Origin of the sequence: Anoxynatronum buryatiense (genome assembly GCF_900182905.1) — a bacterium.
Taxonomy (GTDB): domain Bacteria; phylum Bacillota; class Clostridia; order Peptostreptococcales; family Tindalliaceae; genus Anoxynatronum; species Anoxynatronum buryatiense.
Genome location: NZ_FXUF01000009.1, coordinates 94,318 through 111,585 on the forward strand (window position 1 = coordinate 94,318; position 17,268 = coordinate 111,585).

11 protein-coding genes and 1 riboswitch are annotated in these 17,268 nt (G+C 49.5%); of the genes, 1 reads left to right on the forward strand and 10 read right to left on the reverse strand.

Translation table 11 applies throughout. The annotated features are described in order from the left end of the window. Positions 1–34 precede the first annotated feature (34 nt). Positions 35–859 (reverse strand): DNA-formamidopyrimidine glycosylase family protein, encoded by an 825-nt coding sequence (locus QOL74_RS12075; RefSeq protein ID WP_283409742.1) that lies wholly within the window; start codon positions 857–859, stop codon positions 35–37. Between the two features lie 458 nt (positions 860–1,317). Between QOL74_RS12075 and QOL74_RS12080 the strand changes: the two genes are divergently transcribed. After that, complete coding sequence (locus QOL74_RS12080) at positions 1,318–4,359, forward strand: fibronectin type III domain-containing protein (protein ID WP_283409743.1); 3,042 nt, start codon at positions 1,318–1,320, stop codon at positions 4,357–4,359. 62 nt (positions 4,360–4,421) lie between these two features. Here the strand turns inward: QOL74_RS12080 and thiD are convergent, their stop codons facing one another. The 9 genes from thiD to QOL74_RS12125 form a co-directional block, all read right to left on the reverse strand. After that, positions 4,422–5,213: a bifunctional hydroxymethylpyrimidine kinase/phosphomethylpyrimidine kinase gene (gene thiD, locus QOL74_RS12085; protein ID WP_283409744.1), complete on the reverse strand. Its 792-nt coding sequence runs from the start codon at positions 5,211–5,213 to the stop codon at positions 4,422–4,424. Positions 5,214–5,277: 64 nt separating this feature from the next. After that, positions 5,278–5,958 carry an MtnX-like HAD-IB family phosphatase gene (locus tag QOL74_RS12090; protein ID WP_283409745.1) on the reverse strand — a complete coding sequence of 227 codons (681 nt, stop codon included), beginning with the start codon at positions 5,956–5,958 and terminating at the stop codon, positions 5,278–5,280. After that, a complete protein-coding gene (gene thiE / locus QOL74_RS12095) occupies positions 5,946–6,569 on the reverse strand; it encodes a thiamine phosphate synthase (RefSeq protein WP_283409746.1) in 624 nt (207 codons plus the stop codon). Before thiE ends, QOL74_RS12090 begins: the two co-directional genes overlap by 13 nt. Then, the gene (locus QOL74_RS12100) at positions 6,566–7,981 is read right to left on the reverse strand and encodes a sodium:solute symporter family transporter (protein WP_283409747.1); all 1,416 of its coding nucleotides are present in this window, start codon (positions 7,979–7,981) and stop codon (positions 6,566–6,568) included. Before QOL74_RS12100 ends, thiE begins: the two co-directional genes overlap by 4 nt. Positions 7,982–8,048: 67 nt before the next feature. Further along, complete coding sequence (gene thiM, locus QOL74_RS12105; protein ID WP_430383871.1) at positions 8,049–8,882, reverse strand: hydroxyethylthiazole kinase; 834 nt, start codon at positions 8,880–8,882, stop codon at positions 8,049–8,051. Between the two features lie 164 nt (positions 8,883–9,046). Next, positions 9,047–9,149: riboswitch (TPP riboswitch) on the reverse strand. 111 nt (positions 9,150–9,260) lie between these two features. Continuing rightward, complete coding sequence (locus QOL74_RS12110; protein WP_283409749.1) at positions 9,261–10,298, reverse strand: LacI family DNA-binding transcriptional regulator; 1,038 nt, start codon at positions 10,296–10,298, stop codon at positions 9,261–9,263. Then, positions 10,295–11,602: an MFS transporter gene (locus QOL74_RS12115; RefSeq protein WP_283409750.1), complete on the reverse strand. Its 1,308-nt coding sequence runs from the start codon at positions 11,600–11,602 to the stop codon at positions 10,295–10,297. The genes QOL74_RS12110 and QOL74_RS12115 overlap by 4 nt, the downstream gene beginning before the upstream one ends. A 240-nt stretch (positions 11,603–11,842) precedes the next feature. Next, complete coding sequence (locus QOL74_RS12120; protein ID WP_283409751.1) at positions 11,843–14,863, reverse strand: ligand-binding sensor domain-containing diguanylate cyclase; 3,021 nt, start codon at positions 14,861–14,863, stop codon at positions 11,843–11,845. Then, entirely contained in the window at positions 14,860–17,196 is a 2,337-nt protein-coding gene (locus QOL74_RS12125; RefSeq protein ID WP_283409752.1) for an EAL domain-containing protein, read from the reverse strand. Before QOL74_RS12125 ends, QOL74_RS12120 begins: the two co-directional genes overlap by 4 nt. Positions 17,197–17,268: the final 72 nt, after the last annotated feature.

A 17,268-nucleotide genomic window follows, 5' to 3' on the forward strand; every position in this document is an offset into this window, starting at 1 on the left:
TTCATGCTTCTTTTTCAAGTACGCACAGCCGGCTCTATTTCTGACATTCCTCACAGTAATAAATACTGCCACCCAAATAGGCTTCCTTCTTAATTTTGGTACCACAAACCAGACAGGGCTTGTTGGCTGTATTTTTGCTCATTCTGGTCTTATAACCTCCTGAATTGCCAAATAAATCTTTTTCTGTGTCTCTACCACCCTTGGCAGTCATTTCTGTCAGGGTGCTTATCACAGCCTCATACAACCTCTCTATTTCCTTTTCAGTAAATGTACTGCCTTTCCTTTTGGGATGTATGCCTGCATGAAAGAGTATGTCCTGCAAAACGCCGTTGCCTAATCCCGGAATTTTTTGCTCTGTAGCCAGCAGGGCTTTGGCGCTTCGTTTTTTCGCTTCGGGCGCGGAAATAAGACCGTCAAAATAGGCTTTGGTGAAGGCATCTGTCATGGGTGATAGTTTTTCCTGTGCCTGCTGGTAGTACTTATTTTCAAGCTCACCTTCCCTAAAACACAGTAGCCCGCCATACATTTGGACGGATGCGCTGATGGCTGTGGCATCCTCAAATTCGATGAGAAGCTGATGCTTTTGAGGTCGCATCTCTTCTTTCCCGTGAAATCGGAGATGAATGCCTTCACTCAACAGAATCACCGTATCCTCTCCTCTTATTTCAACAAAGCTTCCGACGGCGATGGCTTGATCCACCTTCTTGCCTGCCAGCAGTTCATGATATTTTTCCGGTTCGCCATGATACCATGTAAGTTTATGGGGAGACTGGGCTGCTACTACATGACGAATTCTTTTTCCTTTCACCGTTTCATTGATCTGTTGGGCCAGTACAATTGCCTCAGGTATTTCAATCATTTTCAGATCCTCCTTTTCCACACATTCACCCATTCAAACCATTATCTCCTGGATCATTTCAAATAGCTTCCATTCAATTTCCGTTTCTTCATTAAAACCGTCTGTCCCCGTCAAGAGACCATGCATCGAGTCTCTTATTGGCAATATGATCTACATCAGTCCGTAAGCGTCTCTGTATATTTATTTTATCCCACTCGTTGATATATTGACAGAGTTGCCCTCTCAAAAAATCGACTCAAAGACCAGTATTGATAAAATAGCCAAACCTGAAGGCATCATTTACATTTCTTCTGCCGCTCTGGCATAGGCTTTTCGATGATGTGATTCAGATCAGCCGGATCATGTAGAAAAAATTTTTTCTGCGCCATTAAAAACCAGCAACAAAATCTTCTGAAATGCGTCTCCATGAATGGAACGATATATTTTTTATTTATTTTGTAAAGAAAGAGGGAGTAACCATGAAAAGGCGATTGTCAATGGTATTATCAATGTTTATGTTGGTGGGGTTCATTTGGGGTGGAGGCCCGGGGGTAACAGTGTGGGCCAACGATCCACCGGGCATCCCCATAGGCCTGACGGCTACGGCCACATCTCATTCCACAATTAATGTCACCTGGACACCCGTTGGTGATGCCCAAGGTTATGAACTGTACCAGGGTGAACAGTCTATCGGAGAAATGACCGCCAGCAGCTTTGAACACATTGGCTTAACGCCAAATACCAGCTATACCTACAAAGTGCGCAGCTTCAAAGATGTGGAGGAGATGGACGGCGAAACTCCCATCACCACCAGGATTTACTCAGGTTTTTCCAGTTCTGTAAGTGCCCTGACACCACCCGCTCCCGTCAGCATACCAGCAGCGCCTGCCAGTTTAACAGCCGTCGCTTTGGATGCTGCCAGAATACGCCTCACCTGGACTGCGGGCGCAGGTACTGTTGATGGTTTTTATGTTGAGCAAATGCCGGTAGGAGGTTCCTGGCAGCAAGTGCAAACCATCACCAACCCCAGCACAACCACTTTTGAAAGTACCGGATTAACGGCAAACACCACCTACTACTACCGGGTGAGGGCCTATAACAGCGGAGGTCTTTCTCCTTATTCCAACCAAGTGACCATTGCAACGCCAGCATTGGTTGTGGTGCCTTCAAAGCCAACGAATCTCACCATTAGTCAGGTAACAGCAAATCAAATGACGCTGACATGGAAAGATAATTCCGGTAATGAAACCGGGTTTAAAATTGAGCGAAAAACCGGCAACGGCACCTATGCCGAAATAGCCACCGTTGGTGCCAACGCTGTCACTTTTACCAACACCGGTCTTAACGGCAGTACCACTTACAGCTACCGGGTAAGGTCTTATAACGCTGCCGGCAACTCCGATTATTCCAACGAAGCAACCGCAGCCACTTTATCTGTCATACCCGCCAAGCCCACCAATCTGTCTGTTTCACCGATGAGTAATAATCAGGTGACTTTAACCTGGAAGGATAATGCCACCAACGAAACTGGGTTCAAGATTGAACGAAAAACCGGTAACGGCAGTTTTTCAGAAATTGCCACTGTAGCTGCAAATGTGGTCACTTTTACGAATACCGGGCTCAGCAATAATACCGCTTACACCTATCGGGTACGGGCTTACAATGCTGCCGGCAATTCCGATTATTCCAACGAAGCCACTGTCGCTCCCCTTGCTGTGGCGCCTGCAAAGCCCACGAATCTGGAGGCCTCTCAGGTGGGTGATAACCAGGTAAAGCTGGTGTGGAAAGATAATGCCACCAATGAAACCGGTTATAAAATTGAACGCAAAACCGGCAGCGGCAACTATTCAGAAATTGCCACTGTTTCAGCCAATATCACCAATTATACCAATACCGGGCTCAGCAACAACACCACCTATACCTATCGGGTACGGGCTTACAATGCCGTTGGAAACTCTGATTATTCCAACGAAGCCGCTGTTACCATCGCTTCAGTGCCGGCCAAGCCGGACGAGTTGAAAATTACTTCCACCAGCACTGATCGCCTGACCATCACCTGGAAAGATAACTCCAGCAATGAAAAAGGCTTTCGCATTGAGAGGAAGACTGGCTCAGGCAATTTTTCTGAAATCGCCACTGTTTCGGCCAATGCTACCAGTTACACCAATACCGGTTTAAGCAATAACACCACCTATACCTACCGGGTAAGAGCGTATAATGATGCCGGTAATTCCAATTATTCAAACGAAGTGTCGGGAAAAACCGGTGTGGCACTGACCAAGCCAGAAAACCTTGAAGCAAGCGAAGTCAGCACCGACCGGGTAACCCTCGCCTGGAAAGACAAATCCGACAACGAAAAAGGCTTCATCATTGAACGAAAAACGGGTAGTGGCAGCTATAGCGAAGTTGCCACAGTAAAATCCAACACCACCAGCTACACCGATACTCGACTGAGCAATAACACCACTTACACCTATCGAGTCCAGGCATACAATGATGATGGCCGTTCTGAGTACTCAAACGAGTTGAAGGTGACCACCGGACTAACGCCCGAAAAACCGACAGCTCTATCAGTCACCCTTGTCGCTGCTAACAGTATTAAAATTGAGTGGAAAGATAACTCAGACAATGAAACCGGCTTCAAAATCGAACGAAAAATTGGAAATGGCAGCTATAGCGAAGTTGCCACAGTTAAATCCAATACCACCACCTATACCAACACAGGGCTTCAAAATCGCACTGAATATACCTATCGTGTCAGAGCCTATAATGAAACCGGTAATTCAGCGTTTTCAAACGAAATAAGCGCCGTAACCGGTTTGGTGCCGGAAGCTCCGGACCAGTTGACCGTGACCAGCGAGGAAACCTACCAGATCTCTCTTGCTTGGCGTGACCGGTCCAGCAACGAAGATGGGTTCATCCTGGAACGTAAAACCAGCACAGGAAGCTTTACCAAAGTAGCCACTTTGTCGGCAAACACAACTGTTTATATCGATCGAAACCTGACCGGCGGACAGAGCTACACCTACCGGATCAAGGCCTACAACAACAGCGGTGAATCTCCAGTTTCCAACGAAGTGGTTGCCAGAACCAAGTTGGAAACAATCGTTCCACCCATCACAGAAGTTGTCACCCGCCTTGCCATCGGCAGTAGCCAGTACCAGGTAAACGGACAGCTGCGACAGATGGACGCTGTCCCTGTTATTTATGAATCACGCACACTGCTGCCCATTCGTTATGTGGCAGAAGCTGTTGGTGCCACCGTGCAGTGGGATGCCATGACGGAAAAGGTAACAGTCATGCTGGACAATACAGTGGTGGAACTGTGGATCGGCAACAATATCGCAAAAGTCAACGGTGTTTCCACTCAAATCGATGCCAACAACAGTCAGGTAAAGCCCCTTATTTTACCGCCGGGCAGAACCATGATTCCCCTTGCCTTTGTATCAAGAAGCCTGGGCTGCAATGTTCAGTGGAATGACCTGACCCAGGAGGTAACCGTCACTTACGCTGGCAGATAACTGCAGCACTGTTGAAAAAAAGGTCATTGCGTAAAATCCGCAATGACCTTTTCATTTTTTCTTTAGAAGGGAAGATAAAAAGGGTGATAATGATGGAGCGGCCCTACTCCCCCACCAATGGATAATCCCTGGCGAATACCTTCGGACACATACGCCTTGGCCTTTCTCACCGCCTGCTCCAGAGAATCTCCCCGAGACAGATAAACGGTAATGGCAGAAGAAAGGGTGCAGCCGGTGCCATGGGTATTTTTCCCTGGTATTCTGTCACAGGTGATGCGTCTCATTTCATTGCCGTCGTACAAAATATCCACTGCCTCCCCGGTGTAATGACCGCCTTTCACCAGAACCGCCTTCGGACCCAGCCTGAAAATCCGCTGAGCCGCCGCTTCCATTTCTTCAAGGGTTTGTATGCTGCTCCCGATCATAACCTCTGCCTCGGGGAGATTGGGTGTGACCAACGCTGCCAGAGGCAGCAGTTTTTCAAACAGGGCCTTCTCTGCCTGGGGTTGAAGCAATCGATGATTGCTTTTGGACACCATGACCGGGTCCAGCACCACGTTGACTGGGCGCCACTTAATCAGCATTTCCTCAATGGCCTCAACAATGGCTGCACTGGAGACCATGCCTATTTTTGTCCCGTGCACCTGTATATCGGCATACACTGCATCCATTTGCGCCTTCACCATTTCAGGACTGATATTCTCCACCCCTGTAACACCCTGGGTGTTTTGGGCGGTAACAGCTGTAATCACACTCATTCCGTAGGTTTGCAGAGCTCCGAAAGTTTTCAGGTCGGCCTGAACGCCGGCACCGCCACTGGAATCTGAGCCGGCGATGGTTAACAGGTTTTTCATCTCATCATCTCCTTCAAACGACGTGATTGATCCGGCTTAAACTGGTGAATCACACTTGTTTGCCTTAATCACCGGCCTTCCCCAGCGCTTCCATCAGATGCATCACCTGATAAAAATCGTCATAGGCTCTGGCAGAAATGCCTTCCCGGCGGCAGAAATCCAGCAGTTGCTTTCGTGCAAAAACAATATCCACTTTTCTCACCGGACAATAGTCAGAAACACCGTCGCCAATATAGATGGTTTTTCGACCTTCTACGGAAAACCGACGAATCAACTGGCATTTGCACACCCCACAGTGACCACAATCCGGTTCATGGTGGGGTGTCTCAATGTCAATCTCTGGGTTGAAAACAATTCGATTGGCATACACAGGGAGTGAAATGCCTGCTTTTTTCAACAGATGATGAATGTACAGCTCATAGCCGTCACTGAGAATGTATAATCGATGGCCTGCTGCCTTCATAACTTTGACAAATTCACCGAATCCTTTTTCCAGAGGGACACTTTCTGCAATCTTCAAAATGGCCTCCGGATCGTTACTTCGAAATGTGCGGAATGTCTGCCGTGCACACTCTGTTGTTGAAATCTCCCGATTCTCCCAGCGTTGATTGATGGCTTGCCAGCCTTCACCAGCCAGCGCTTTCACCATGGCATGACACACGTCTGCTGTCGTAATGGTGCCATCAAAGTCAAGAAAGATATCATAGACATCATCACTTGTATGAGCGCAGGTTAAGTTGTCCATTGAAGCGTCAGCTCCTTCGCGGCTTTCTCAGGTTCAGCATGTCCCAAGACAGCCGAAATCAACGAAACACCTGCCACACCTGTTGCTTTCACCTGTGACAGGTTGGCTGCTGAAATGCCGCCAATGCCCACGACGGGAATACCCACGCTCTTCACCACTTCTTCCAGTGTCTTCAGTCCAATGGCTGTCCCCGCGTCTTTTTTGCTGTCTGTGGGAAAAACGGCACCGGCGCCGATGTAGTCTGCTCCCATGCGCTCACCATATGCGGCCGATGACGGGCTTCCCGCAGAATATCCCAACAGCTTCCTGTTTCCCAGCCATTTCCGGGCCACTTCCACCGGTAAATCCCCTTCACCTATGTGTAACCCGTCGGCATCTGCTGCCAGTGCTATATCCAGCCGGTCATTCACAATCACTGGTACCCCAAAGGGGGCTGCGATTTTTTTCAGGGTACAGGTGATGTCATAAAATTCCCTGGACCCCACCTCCTTTTCCCGCACCTGCAGCAGTGTTACCCCTCCTTTCAGCGCCTGTTGAACCTTTTCATAAAAATGGGTTTCTCCCGTAAGTGTTCGATCGGTGACCAGGTACAACCGATAATCAATTTTCATTGAATGTCGCCTCCCTCGTGATAGGATCCTTCACCTTTTCTCCTCCCAAGACTTAACCCCAGAAACACAACGATCACCGATGTTACCATGGGCATGATAAAACTCAGCAACAGCTGGTTCGCCATGAAAAAGGGGATTCCTGTGGCAATGCCTGCCACAGAGGCCACAAGGGCTGTCATGTCTGTCATTTTTTCGTTGTACAGCCCATAAAACAGGGGAAAGGCAACCCCGGCACACAGCATGTCCGCCAGCAGGAAAAGGAAAAGCACGCTGTAGCCTCTGGAGGCGATCACCGCCACCGGCAGTATAATGAAAAAGGCAGCCCAGCGGGCCATTTTAATGAGAGATGCTGTTTCCCATGTTTTCGACACATGCTGACTACTCAATGCCAATGTGGCCGCCAAGGCATTCAGCAGCGTATCCACCGTACTCATCACCAGTACCACTGCCAGCATTAACACCACCAGCATCAGCCCCGGCGGAAAAAGTGCGTACACCAGAGAAAACATGGCGGCAGACGGATTGTCAGCAAAACCCATACCCACAGCCACCATCCCCAGATAACCTGTCATCAGCATCACGGGTACTGCGATGCCAATGCAAATGATCAGTGAGCGACGGATGGCCCGCGTGTTTCGGGCGGCGTACATACGCTGCCAATACCCCTGATGAAATAAGTTGGCCACCATTACGGCTATGCATAAGGTGAGCCCAAATTCAATCCCACCGGCGTTGTTGAGGCGAAATAGCTGAGGCGCACCCAGCGCACTTGCCTGAGCCATGGCCCCAATACCTCCCAGAGAGTTCACCACACCAGTTCCCACGATAATAAGCAATAACCCCATGAGTCCCATCTGGATCATGTCAGTGAACATGGAAGCCCGCAACCCGCCATAGGCAGTGTAAATCATTGTTCCCGCTCCCACTACCAGTGCTGTGGTCATCAGGGGAATACCGGCCGCTTCCTGAATCACCAGCGCAATGGCTGTGAGTTCTGCCACAAGATGTACCAGCATGTAAAAAACGGACAAACCTGTTGTTAATCCCTGCATCCAGGGACCATACCGCTGTTGCGCAAAATCACTGAGGGTGCTTCCCTCCGGCAAATAGGCCCTTATGCGGGGACCCAGCCACATAAGAATCAGATAAAGACCTGCCAATCCCAGAGAATAACCGATAATACTGCTAAACCCTCCGATGGCACCAGCCTCAGGCGGTGTAAACAGGATAAAGACGCCTAAAAATGAAGCCAGAAAAGTGGAGAGCAGCATGCCCGTATCAGCTGTTCCTCTGGCCGTTAAAAAATCGTCTGGTGACGGCTTTTGTCCCCGGCTGTGCACCACGCCCACCATGGTAAACACAAGTACCACCAGCACCAACAAGCTTACGATCAACCATTCTGAAAATATCATCTGCTGTTCCTCCTACACGTTGTGACTGCCTGTCGACAACGATGTGATGCACCATCGATGTCATTCATCATTGTATTGAATCAGTTTGTGAAGGTGTGATCCACTTCACTTTACCGGATGCTGTCATGATTTCTTCTGTCAGCCGATGAATTTCATCAATCAGCTTCACTTTGAAGGTGCCCGGCAAGTCACCATCTGCACTGGCCGCGGCCTGTTCTCCTGCCAATGAAATCGCCAGCAATCCCGCCACGGTTCCTTCAAAAGACGACGCTGCTGCTCCACAGAAACCGGCAATAACAGCCCCGGCCATACACCCGGCTCCGGTGATTTTAGTGAGCATCTGAGTGCCGTTTTGAATCACTGCCACCCGGGTACCATCGGTCACCACATCCTGCTCTCCCGTCGCCGCTACCACACACTGCCAGTCTCTGGCAAGGGATACGCAAGCTTCAACGGCGTCTTTCCCATCATCAACAGAATCAACACCCCGCACTTCTGTTTTGATCCCTGCCAGTGATTTGATCTCTCCCAAATTTCCTTTCACCACATGGATTGGATATTGGCTCCTTAATTCTTCAATGTAATCAATGCGGCTTGGAATCGCTCCACAACCCACCGGATCAAGTATCACGGGAATCTCTTTTTCTGCCGCTCCCCGCAGCGCCTCTTTGATGGCCAGCCGTTGCTCCGGTGTCAGGGTACCAATATTACAGTAGACGGCTGCCGACAGCTTGCTGAATGCGTAGGCTTCCTGCTCCACTTCACACATGGCTGGAGAAGCGCCACAGGCCAGCAGCACGTTGGCGCAGTCATTAATGGTCACATAGTTGGTGATCACCTGCACCAGCGGTGTCTTGCGTCGGGTTTCGGATAAAATACCATTTAATTTCATTTTGGACATTCCTCCTGTTTTTAGATTGCAGCGTTCACTTAACCCCTAGGCACCACCGCCAGCAACGCAAAAAACTTCCCCATCAAAGAGGAAGTTCAGAAGTTCATCGAGCACCTGTTCCACAGAACCATCCGCCAAGCACCTGCATCAGGGCTATGGGGAGAATTTTCGGAGTGATCGAATCGACAGCTTCCTACGGTGGGATGATCCACATCAGGTTCAAGGGTAATGAAGAAGTTCATTTCTCAGCCTTTTCAGGCACCCCTGCTGTAACGCTATGCATTTGTCTGCTTCATTGTAGCACTTTGAAGAAATTCTGTCAAAGAGCTGCTTTTCGATTTGACGCCTTTGCAGATGAAGCTTCAATATAGATGAAGTTTCAATCAATTATCCATGAGTACAGCAACTTTTCCGCACCACCAGTGTGGGATTCAGTGTCTGCTGTGATGCCTGCAGCTTTCCACCCTTCAGCCTTTCCATGAGCATGGAGGCCGCCAATGTGGAAATGGCTTCACGCGGCTGATGAATGGTAGTGAGTTCTGGCGATGTCATGAATCCTTCACGGATATCATCATAACCCATGACACTGTAATCCCGGGGAATCACCAGCCCCTGCTCCTGAAGGCCTTTGATGAATCCCAGGGCGGCTTGATCCGCATGAAAAAACACGCCGCTGGTTTCTTTTAACAAGCCTGCCACTTTGCCCGCCAGTTGTTTGCCGGCCTCCCAGGTCAGTTCTTTCAGTGTCAGTACATGGGATTTCGCCACGCTGCTCCCGTGAATTTGCAGCCCTGCCTGAAAGCCTGCCAGACGATCCGTAAATTCTTTTTCGCCGGCATAGTGTGCCACGGTGACACAGGCCAGCCGCCGGTGTCCCAAAGACGCCAGATATTCACCCGCCAGAAATCCACCCCTATAATTGTCATGATGCACCCAAAGAGTGGATGTTTCTTCTTCCGCCCAGGCAGGTACCAGATGATAAAAAATGGAGGGAACGCCTTCCTCTTCCAGCGCTGTCACGGTTTCACGACTCATGGTTGAAGAGGCAATGAGCAGCCCGTCCACTTTGCCCTGACGTACCAACCGCAGGGCATGGTTCTCTTGTTCCTGGCGGCTGCCGTCATAGGCAACAATGCAGTCCATTTGATTTTTTCCCAGCATGACCCTGATTTGTTGCAGGAGTTCGTCCAAAAAAAGACTGGTTTCACTCACCTGGCAAAAGGGCACGATAACACCAATGGTGTCTGTTCGGTTGCTGCAGAGTCCCCGGGCATTTTGATTGGGCACATAGTGCATTTCTGCAGCGATCTGCCGGACGCGTTTTCGGGTTTCTTCCGATACCAGGGGACTGTTATTCAGGCATCTGGACACCGTTGGATGACTGACTCCAGCTCTTTTGGCAATGTCCTTAATGGTGACCTTCATGCCCTTTCACCTCCGCAAGCCGCCTCTTCACCACTGGATTCAGTACAAATGACAGGTAACGGCACCTGTTGTAACTGTTCGGATAGATGAACACCATTCACTGCCAGTCTCACATCTTTCCCAGTCATCGAGCTGACCTGCCCCTTTGTCTGCTGGCGTCTCCACAATAGGATCACTGTCGAAAGCAGCCAGCTGACCACCGCTCCTGCCAGCAAAATCACCGGTAACCCGGTGACGCCTGTCTGTTCGATGGTATTGCCGGTGATTCGGGGAGCCAGTACGCTTCCCAGAGCCAGAAATGTAAAGACCACAGATGTGGCGCTTCCCACTGATTGGGGAAAGGCATCTGAAATCAGCACCACAATCACTGGAAAAACGCCTGCCAACAGCAGTCCCATCAGCGGCAGCATGAACAGTGTCATCACCGGCGAAGGAAAAAGAACCCATACAGCCGTCACCAGCACATAGCCCGTCAGAACGCCTGTCAGGTAGCGTTCGTAACCCATTTTGTCGGCTAATCGTCCGGAAAAACCCCGCCCGATGGTGAACGTCATCCAAAAAACGGCGGGAATTAAGCTGTAGGGAACCCACTGCTGGTTGCCTGCCTGAAACCAGTATTCACTAATCCATGAACCCACCGTCTGCTCGGTCAGGGGATATGCAAATGCCAGCAGCCCAATAAGCAGCAGCAGGCCACTGAACCCTTTTGAATGTTTACTGCCGCCAGTGACCGTTTCAGGAAAATGGATTCGCAGTAATAGTCCCTGCATTATGATCACCATCACCAGGCAGACACCATAGGCCAACCGCCAGTTTCCCAGTCTTACTGTCCATGTGGCCAGCAGTGGTGCCACCACAGCTCCCAGGCCAAAAAATAAATTTAGATAACCCACTTCTTTCCCTTTTCCACGGGTGGCAAGGGTGGCCATGGTCACACTGGCTCCCGTCTGATAGAGACCGAAGCCGCTGCCGGTGACAGTTAAACCCGCCAGAAACCAGTGAAATTCCGTGGCAAATATCATCATGGCAAATCCTGTTGCCCACAGGATCCCTCCCAGTATCAACGTTTTCTTCCGATTCAGCCGGTCCATGATAAAGATTCCGGCAAACATGGAAATCAGCAGTCCGGCAGAAAGACCCGCCATAGCGCTGCCAGCCTGCTGAAAGCTAATTTGAAATGCATGCCGTATCTCGGGTAATAGTGCTGCCAATTGACTTCCTGAAACACCCATAATGAAAAATGACAGAAAGAGGAACAATTTCAGTGGTGTGTAAGAGCCGGCGGTTGCTGCACGATTCATCATCAATCAACTCCCTTCATACTACCATAAACCTTTGAAATCCTGACATTCCTCAGGACTACCACTCACCCTATTGAGGAATGCAGTCGATTGCACACGTGTGCATTTCTTCAAAAAAAAGATTGCACCTAACGTGCAATCTCATTATACCGATTTCACTCATTCATGTCAATCATTCATTTTTTTCTGCCAGTCTTGCCACCTTAACAGTCTTACTTGATCTCCGATGATTTCTTCGTGGCTTCAGTCATGAGTATGCGACGATTCCCAACTGACACAAATCCGGTTTCTGCCCTGCTCTTTTGCCAGGTAAAGAGTTCGATCCGCTTCTTGCAGCAGTTTTTCCGCTGTCATCTCTTTGTCGGGGATGATGGAGACCACACCCAGGCTGGTGGTCATTTCAAAGGAGTGGCCCAGATATTCTCCCATTGCCTCGCTTTTTTCAACCGCTTCTTTAATGTTCTGTGCCACCCGAAGGGCACCCTCCTGCCCGGTATCGTATAGCACCACCACATATTCATCCCCTCCAAAACGGGCAATGAAGTCGGTTGTTCGGGGGAGCACCGCTGTTGCAGCCTTGCCGACAGTGACCAACACTTTGTCTCCCACCACATGACCGAAGCGGTCATTAATTTCCTTAAAATGATCAATATCGAACATTAACAACGAAAAGGGAACCTGGCTGCGTTTTGCCAGTTGCAAATGTTCTTCCATCATGGTGTTGAAGTAACGTCGGTTGAACAGCCCGGTGAGGGGGTCACGGGTGGAAAGATGCTCCAACTGCCGGTTGGCTTCTTCCAGCTTCAGGTTCATGGCAGCCAGTGTTTCATTTCGCCTGCCCACCAGGCGACTTTCCCGAATTTGCATCAGAAAGGCAAAGAGTGCAATGATCAAAACGCCGTATCCCACATAAGCCAAACTGCTTCGGTACCAGGGTGTTGCAATGACAAAACTCACCATTGCAGGTTCAGTAACAGCTCCCCGAACGGTTTCTGCCTTGACAAGCAGGCGGTATTCTCCCGGTGGGAGATTGGAATAAGTGGCATAATCACGGTTTCCGGAATGAATCCAGTCTTGATCAAAGCCTTCCAGATAGTGGGAAAACCTTACTTTATCAGGTGCATCATAATCCAGTGCCGCAAAACGGAAGCTGAGAAAGGTATCCTGAGGGCCAAAATGCAGGGTTTCATCGTTGAAAAACATGCGTTCAGGCTGATAGGGATTCTGAAAAAGATCAATACCTGTAATATATACCGGAGGAATCACAGTGGGTCCCTGATCTTTCATCCCTGAAATGACTGTAATGCCATGAACACCTCCAAAATAAAGGTCGCCGTTTTCATCTTTATAATGAGCACTGTTGAACTCCCAGCCGCCAATGCCGTCATCTGGTGTCAGAGCCAAAAAATCTTCTGTTTCAGGATCAAAAACAGAAATGCCGCTGTGAGTGGCGATCCACAACCGCCCGTCATCTCCCACAAGCATTCCCGTTACCACATTGCTGGACAATCCATCTTCTTCAATGTAGGTGGTAAAGGTGTCGGTGGATTCATTGTATCGGGCAATCCCGCCGCCCACTGTACCCACCCAGATCTGTCCCTGGTCATCCTCCAGAATGGTTCGAATGGTGTTGCTGGCCAGTTGAGTTTTATCACCTGACAGTCGCCGGTGCGTTCGAAAACGGTCACTGCCCGGCTCAAGTACGTTGAGTCCATTGTTGGTTCCCACCCAAACACGGTTGTTGCCGTCAACATGAATCGCATAGATCAGATTGTCAGACAGGGAACTGTCAGCCTGGCCGGTATGTTCAAAATGCGTCAGGTTACCCGTAGTGAAATGATATCTGAAAACACCATGGGTATAAGTGCCAATCCACAGGTAGTTCTCCTGTTGCGCCAGTGCGTAGACAATCACATCTTCCGGAAGCTCTGTCAGCAGCGAAAATGTATCTGTTTCAGAATGATAGATCACTACGCCGGCACCCGTTCCCAGCAACAACTGACCCTCGTCGGTACAGTGAAGTGCCACCACGCTGTCCGAAGGCAGTGATTCGGGGTTATCAGGGTCATGCCTGTACTTAACCATAGTATCTGTTTCCGTGTCGTAGCGTTCCACCCCACTGTTGTAAACTGAAATCCAAAGCCGATTTAATTGGTCTTTCACCACGGTGTTTATTTTGCCTGCACTCAGACTCTGGCTGTTTTCAGGGTCATTGCTAAGCCGCACATAATTGGTTTTGCGTGGATTTACCTTGCTGAGGCCTCCGCCGTTGGTACCAATCCAGAGAATGCCGGAGTGATCTTCCAGCAGAGAATAGACCACCGAGTGAGGCAGTATATGGCCTTCGCCTTCGCCTGAAAAGTGATAGGATCTTCCGTCGGGCAGCTCTGCGTAAAGACCGCCGCCCCAAGTACCCACCCAGCGGGTGCCGTCACGGGTGGTTGTCATCGCATATACCCGGTTGTCTTCATAGGTGATGGTCTCGACATCACTTGTCTCCAGATTCACCATTGCCACGCCGCCGTCCCACAAGCCCAGCGTCAGCATGCCTGGAATCTCTTCATGGATGGTCATCACATAAGAAGTAGGCAAATCCAATTCAAGGGTTTCAATGTTATCTGTTACAGGATTATAGTAGAGCAATCCCTCATAACTGCCCACCAGAAGCCGATTGCCCGTATCAACGTGAAGTGCCCGTACCACATCGCCTGGAACATCGTATTGTTTCAACGTGCCTGTCTGAGGGTCAATTCGGTTCAGGCCCTTCATGGTGCCCACCCACATATCCCCCTGATGATCCGGGTGAATGGCAATGACCACAGGATTGGACAAGCCATCGTCTTCCACCGTATAGTTGATAAAGGTATTTTCGTCAATAAGCAGCCGTGAGATCCCCTGGTAGGTGCCGATCCACAGTTCATGGAGTACTTCGTCGTAATACATGGTTTGAATCAGATTGTGCACCAGCCCTTCATCATCAAAGGGATTATGGCGAGTGACATACATGTACCGTCCGTCAAAACGGTTCAGCCCACCCTGTGTGCCAAACCAGAGGAAACCATTGCGGTCTTCAATCATCGAAGACACTGAAAGATTTGAAAGACCGTCATCCCGATTTAAGTACTCAAATGATGGCAAGGTGGATTCTTCCCAGAAGGCCTGCACTGATCCCACTGTCATACCCGCCAGAAAAATACAACAGACAATCAAAATGGCTGCCAAGCGTATAGTATGGATCAATGAACAGCTGTCTGATTTTTTCAAGATGAACCCTCCTCTCCCGGGCATATTTTGTCACTGGATAAAACTGTTCGTTGATTCATACCCGATTTCGAAAGAAATACGCCGGTAAGGTCACTTGAAGGCATGGGGCGGTAATAGTAATAGCCCTGCAGCAAATCACAGCCATACTGATCAAGCATATCTGCCTGCGCCTTGGTTTCCACCCCTTCGGCCACCACTTTTTTATCAAGGGCATGAGCCAGGTGAACCAGCGTTTGCACAATTGCCTGATGCTTATCACTTTTTTCAAGATCACAAATAAAGGATTTATCGATCTTCAGTTCCTGTACCGGCATGGTCTGCAGGCGATTCATGGAAGAAAACCCAGTTCCAAAATCATCCAGCGATATCTCCAATCCCAATGCTTTGATCTGTTCCAGGTTCACCATGGTTTCTTTGGGATTCATCATAGCAATACTTTCGGTGATCTCCAGCTTCAGGGTGGTGCGTGAGATCCCGGGCTGTTGCAGCTGTTTCTTCAAACGATTTAAAAAGAGCGGATGTTGCAGCTGTTTGATGGAGATGTTCACCGATACCGGTACCAGTTCAATGCCCATGTGCCACCAATGCTCCAAATGGGTGTTTACCTGATTCAGCAGCCACCAGCCTATGTCCAGGATTTGTCCTGTTTCTTCGGCAATGGGGATAAACTGCCCCGGCGGTATCATTCCTTTCGAGGGATGCCGCCACCGTAACAAAGCTTCAACGCCTTTGATAGCCCCTGTATGAGCTTCCACCTGCGGTTGATAATAGACTTCAAACTCCTGTAATTCCAGTGCCTGGCGAAGTCCTGCACCAGTCTCCAGTTTGTAGCGAATATGTTCATGAAGGTCACGGGAGTAATAGGCTGCTGCATTTCTTCCCCGCTTTTTTGCCAGGTACATGGCAGCATCTGCATGAGCAAATAATGTCTGAGGATTCTGTGCATCAGCAGGGTAGAAAGCGATTCCAACTGAAGTGCTTAGGTAAAGATCCAGTTCGTTAATTTTCATAGGTTGATTCATGGCACTCAGCAGCTGATCCACAAATTGGTGAAGCCCTTGCCGCTCTTTCATCTGTTTCATGCAAATCATGTACTCATCCCCCCCCAGCCGGGCGATCATGGCATTGTTTGGGCGAAGATCTTTCAGTCGGGCTGCCACTTCCACCAGAACAAGATCACCCACTTCATGACCGTACATGTCATTAATCAGTTTGAAGTCATCAAGATCCATCAGCAGAAACGCCACCTCTGACTGTTCCAAATCCCCTTCCTCGATGGCTTGCTGGAGATAATCATTGAATGCACGCAGATTGGGAAGTCCTGTCAGTTCATCGTGATATGCCATGTGTTTCAGACGTTCTTCACTGATCCGCAGCAACCGGTCCTGCTGGTGCAACTGATCCAGCTGGTCTCCCAGCACCTCTTCCATGGCGCGAATTTGCTGATATGATGCTCTCAGTTCGGTCATCTGGCGCCGAATAACGCCATAACGTACGGTCATGAGCAATACCGCCAACCCCAGGCCGCCCAGCAGCATTCTCTGATACTGCTGCTGCCGTTGTCGGGCCAGACTGTCTGCTGAGGGTTTATGAAAATACTTTTGATAGATGCGTTCATAGGTACCATTTGCCTGCAGGGTTGCCAGCCGTTCGTTGATCAGCGAAACCAGTTCAGGCCGTTCTTTTGAGATTCCAAAGTGGTAATCTCTGGGATATAAATCAGTTGCATGGGCCACCACCCGGCCCTGAAGCCTGTTTTGAATGAGGAAGTGACGAAGTGCCTGCTCTTCGGCAAAAATCAAATCTATTTGACCGGCCAGAAGTGCCTGCACAGCCACATTCAGATTGCGGTAAACTTGATGAGGCTCGACTCCCAGCCGTTCTTTGAGAAGTACTTCATCTGAATAGCTCTGTCCGACACCGATCCGATAATCGGCCAGCAACTCCATGGAAAACCCCGAGAGTTCAGCGGTACCAAAGAAGCCATTTGTAACACCGGCAATGGGATTCGAGAACAGCATTACTTCGCTGCGCGCCTCTGTTTTTGCAAGCGAACTGATCACATCTGCCCTTCCACTTTCAATGTGTTCCAGGACATTGATCCAGTTCATTCCCTGAACTTGAAGATGGTAATCTGTGCCTGCCATGATGTATTCCAAAAGCTCCACATCAAAGCCATCCAGTCCGGCCCCAGACGCATAAGAATAGGGCGGATACGTATCGTCCGCATAATAACGAACGACCGTCGCTTCCGCCCGGTTTGTAATGGTCATGCCGATTAAAATGATCGCAAGGGTTGCCAGTAACACTTTTTTTATTATCAACCGCTTCATTGGAGACTCCTTTGGAAGCCGGCGTTTACCCAGATGCTTTCAAGCAGGTCAGCTGCCGTACCAAAGCCATTT

Excerpts from the sequence above, each read along its gene's own strand:
- QOL74_RS12090 (WP_283409745.1), bottom strand. The coding sequence starts at position 5,958 with ATGGACAACTTAACCTGCGCTCATACAAGTGATGATGTCTATGATATC.
- thiE (WP_283409746.1), bottom strand. The coding sequence starts at position 6,569 with ATGAAAATTGATTATCGGTTGTACCTGGTCACCGATCGAACACTTACG.
- thiM (WP_430383871.1), bottom strand. The coding sequence starts at position 8,882 with ATGTCCAAAATGAAATTAAATGGTATTTTATCCGAAACCCGACGCAAG.
- QOL74_RS12115 (WP_283409750.1), bottom strand. The coding sequence starts at position 11,602 with ATGATGAATCGTGCAGCAACCGCCGGCTCTTACACACCACTGAAATTG.
- QOL74_RS12125 (WP_283409752.1), bottom strand. The coding sequence starts at position 17,196 with ATGAAGCGGTTGATAATAAAAAAAGTGTTACTGGCAACCCTTGCGATC.
- QOL74_RS12075 (WP_283409742.1), bottom strand. The coding sequence starts at position 859 with ATGATTGAAATACCTGAGGCAATTGTACTGGCCCAACAGATCAATGAA.
- QOL74_RS12100 (WP_283409747.1), bottom strand. The coding sequence starts at position 7,981 with ATGATATTTTCAGAATGGTTGATCGTAAGCTTGTTGGTGCTGGTGGTA.
- QOL74_RS12080 (WP_283409743.1), top strand. The coding sequence starts at position 1,318 with ATGAAAAGGCGATTGTCAATGGTATTATCAATGTTTATGTTGGTGGGG.
- QOL74_RS12110 (WP_283409749.1), bottom strand. The coding sequence starts at position 10,298 with ATGAAGGTCACCATTAAGGACATTGCCAAAAGAGCTGGAGTCAGTCAT.
- thiD (WP_283409744.1), bottom strand. The coding sequence starts at position 5,213 with ATGAAAAACCTGTTAACCATCGCCGGCTCAGATTCCAGTGGCGGTGCC.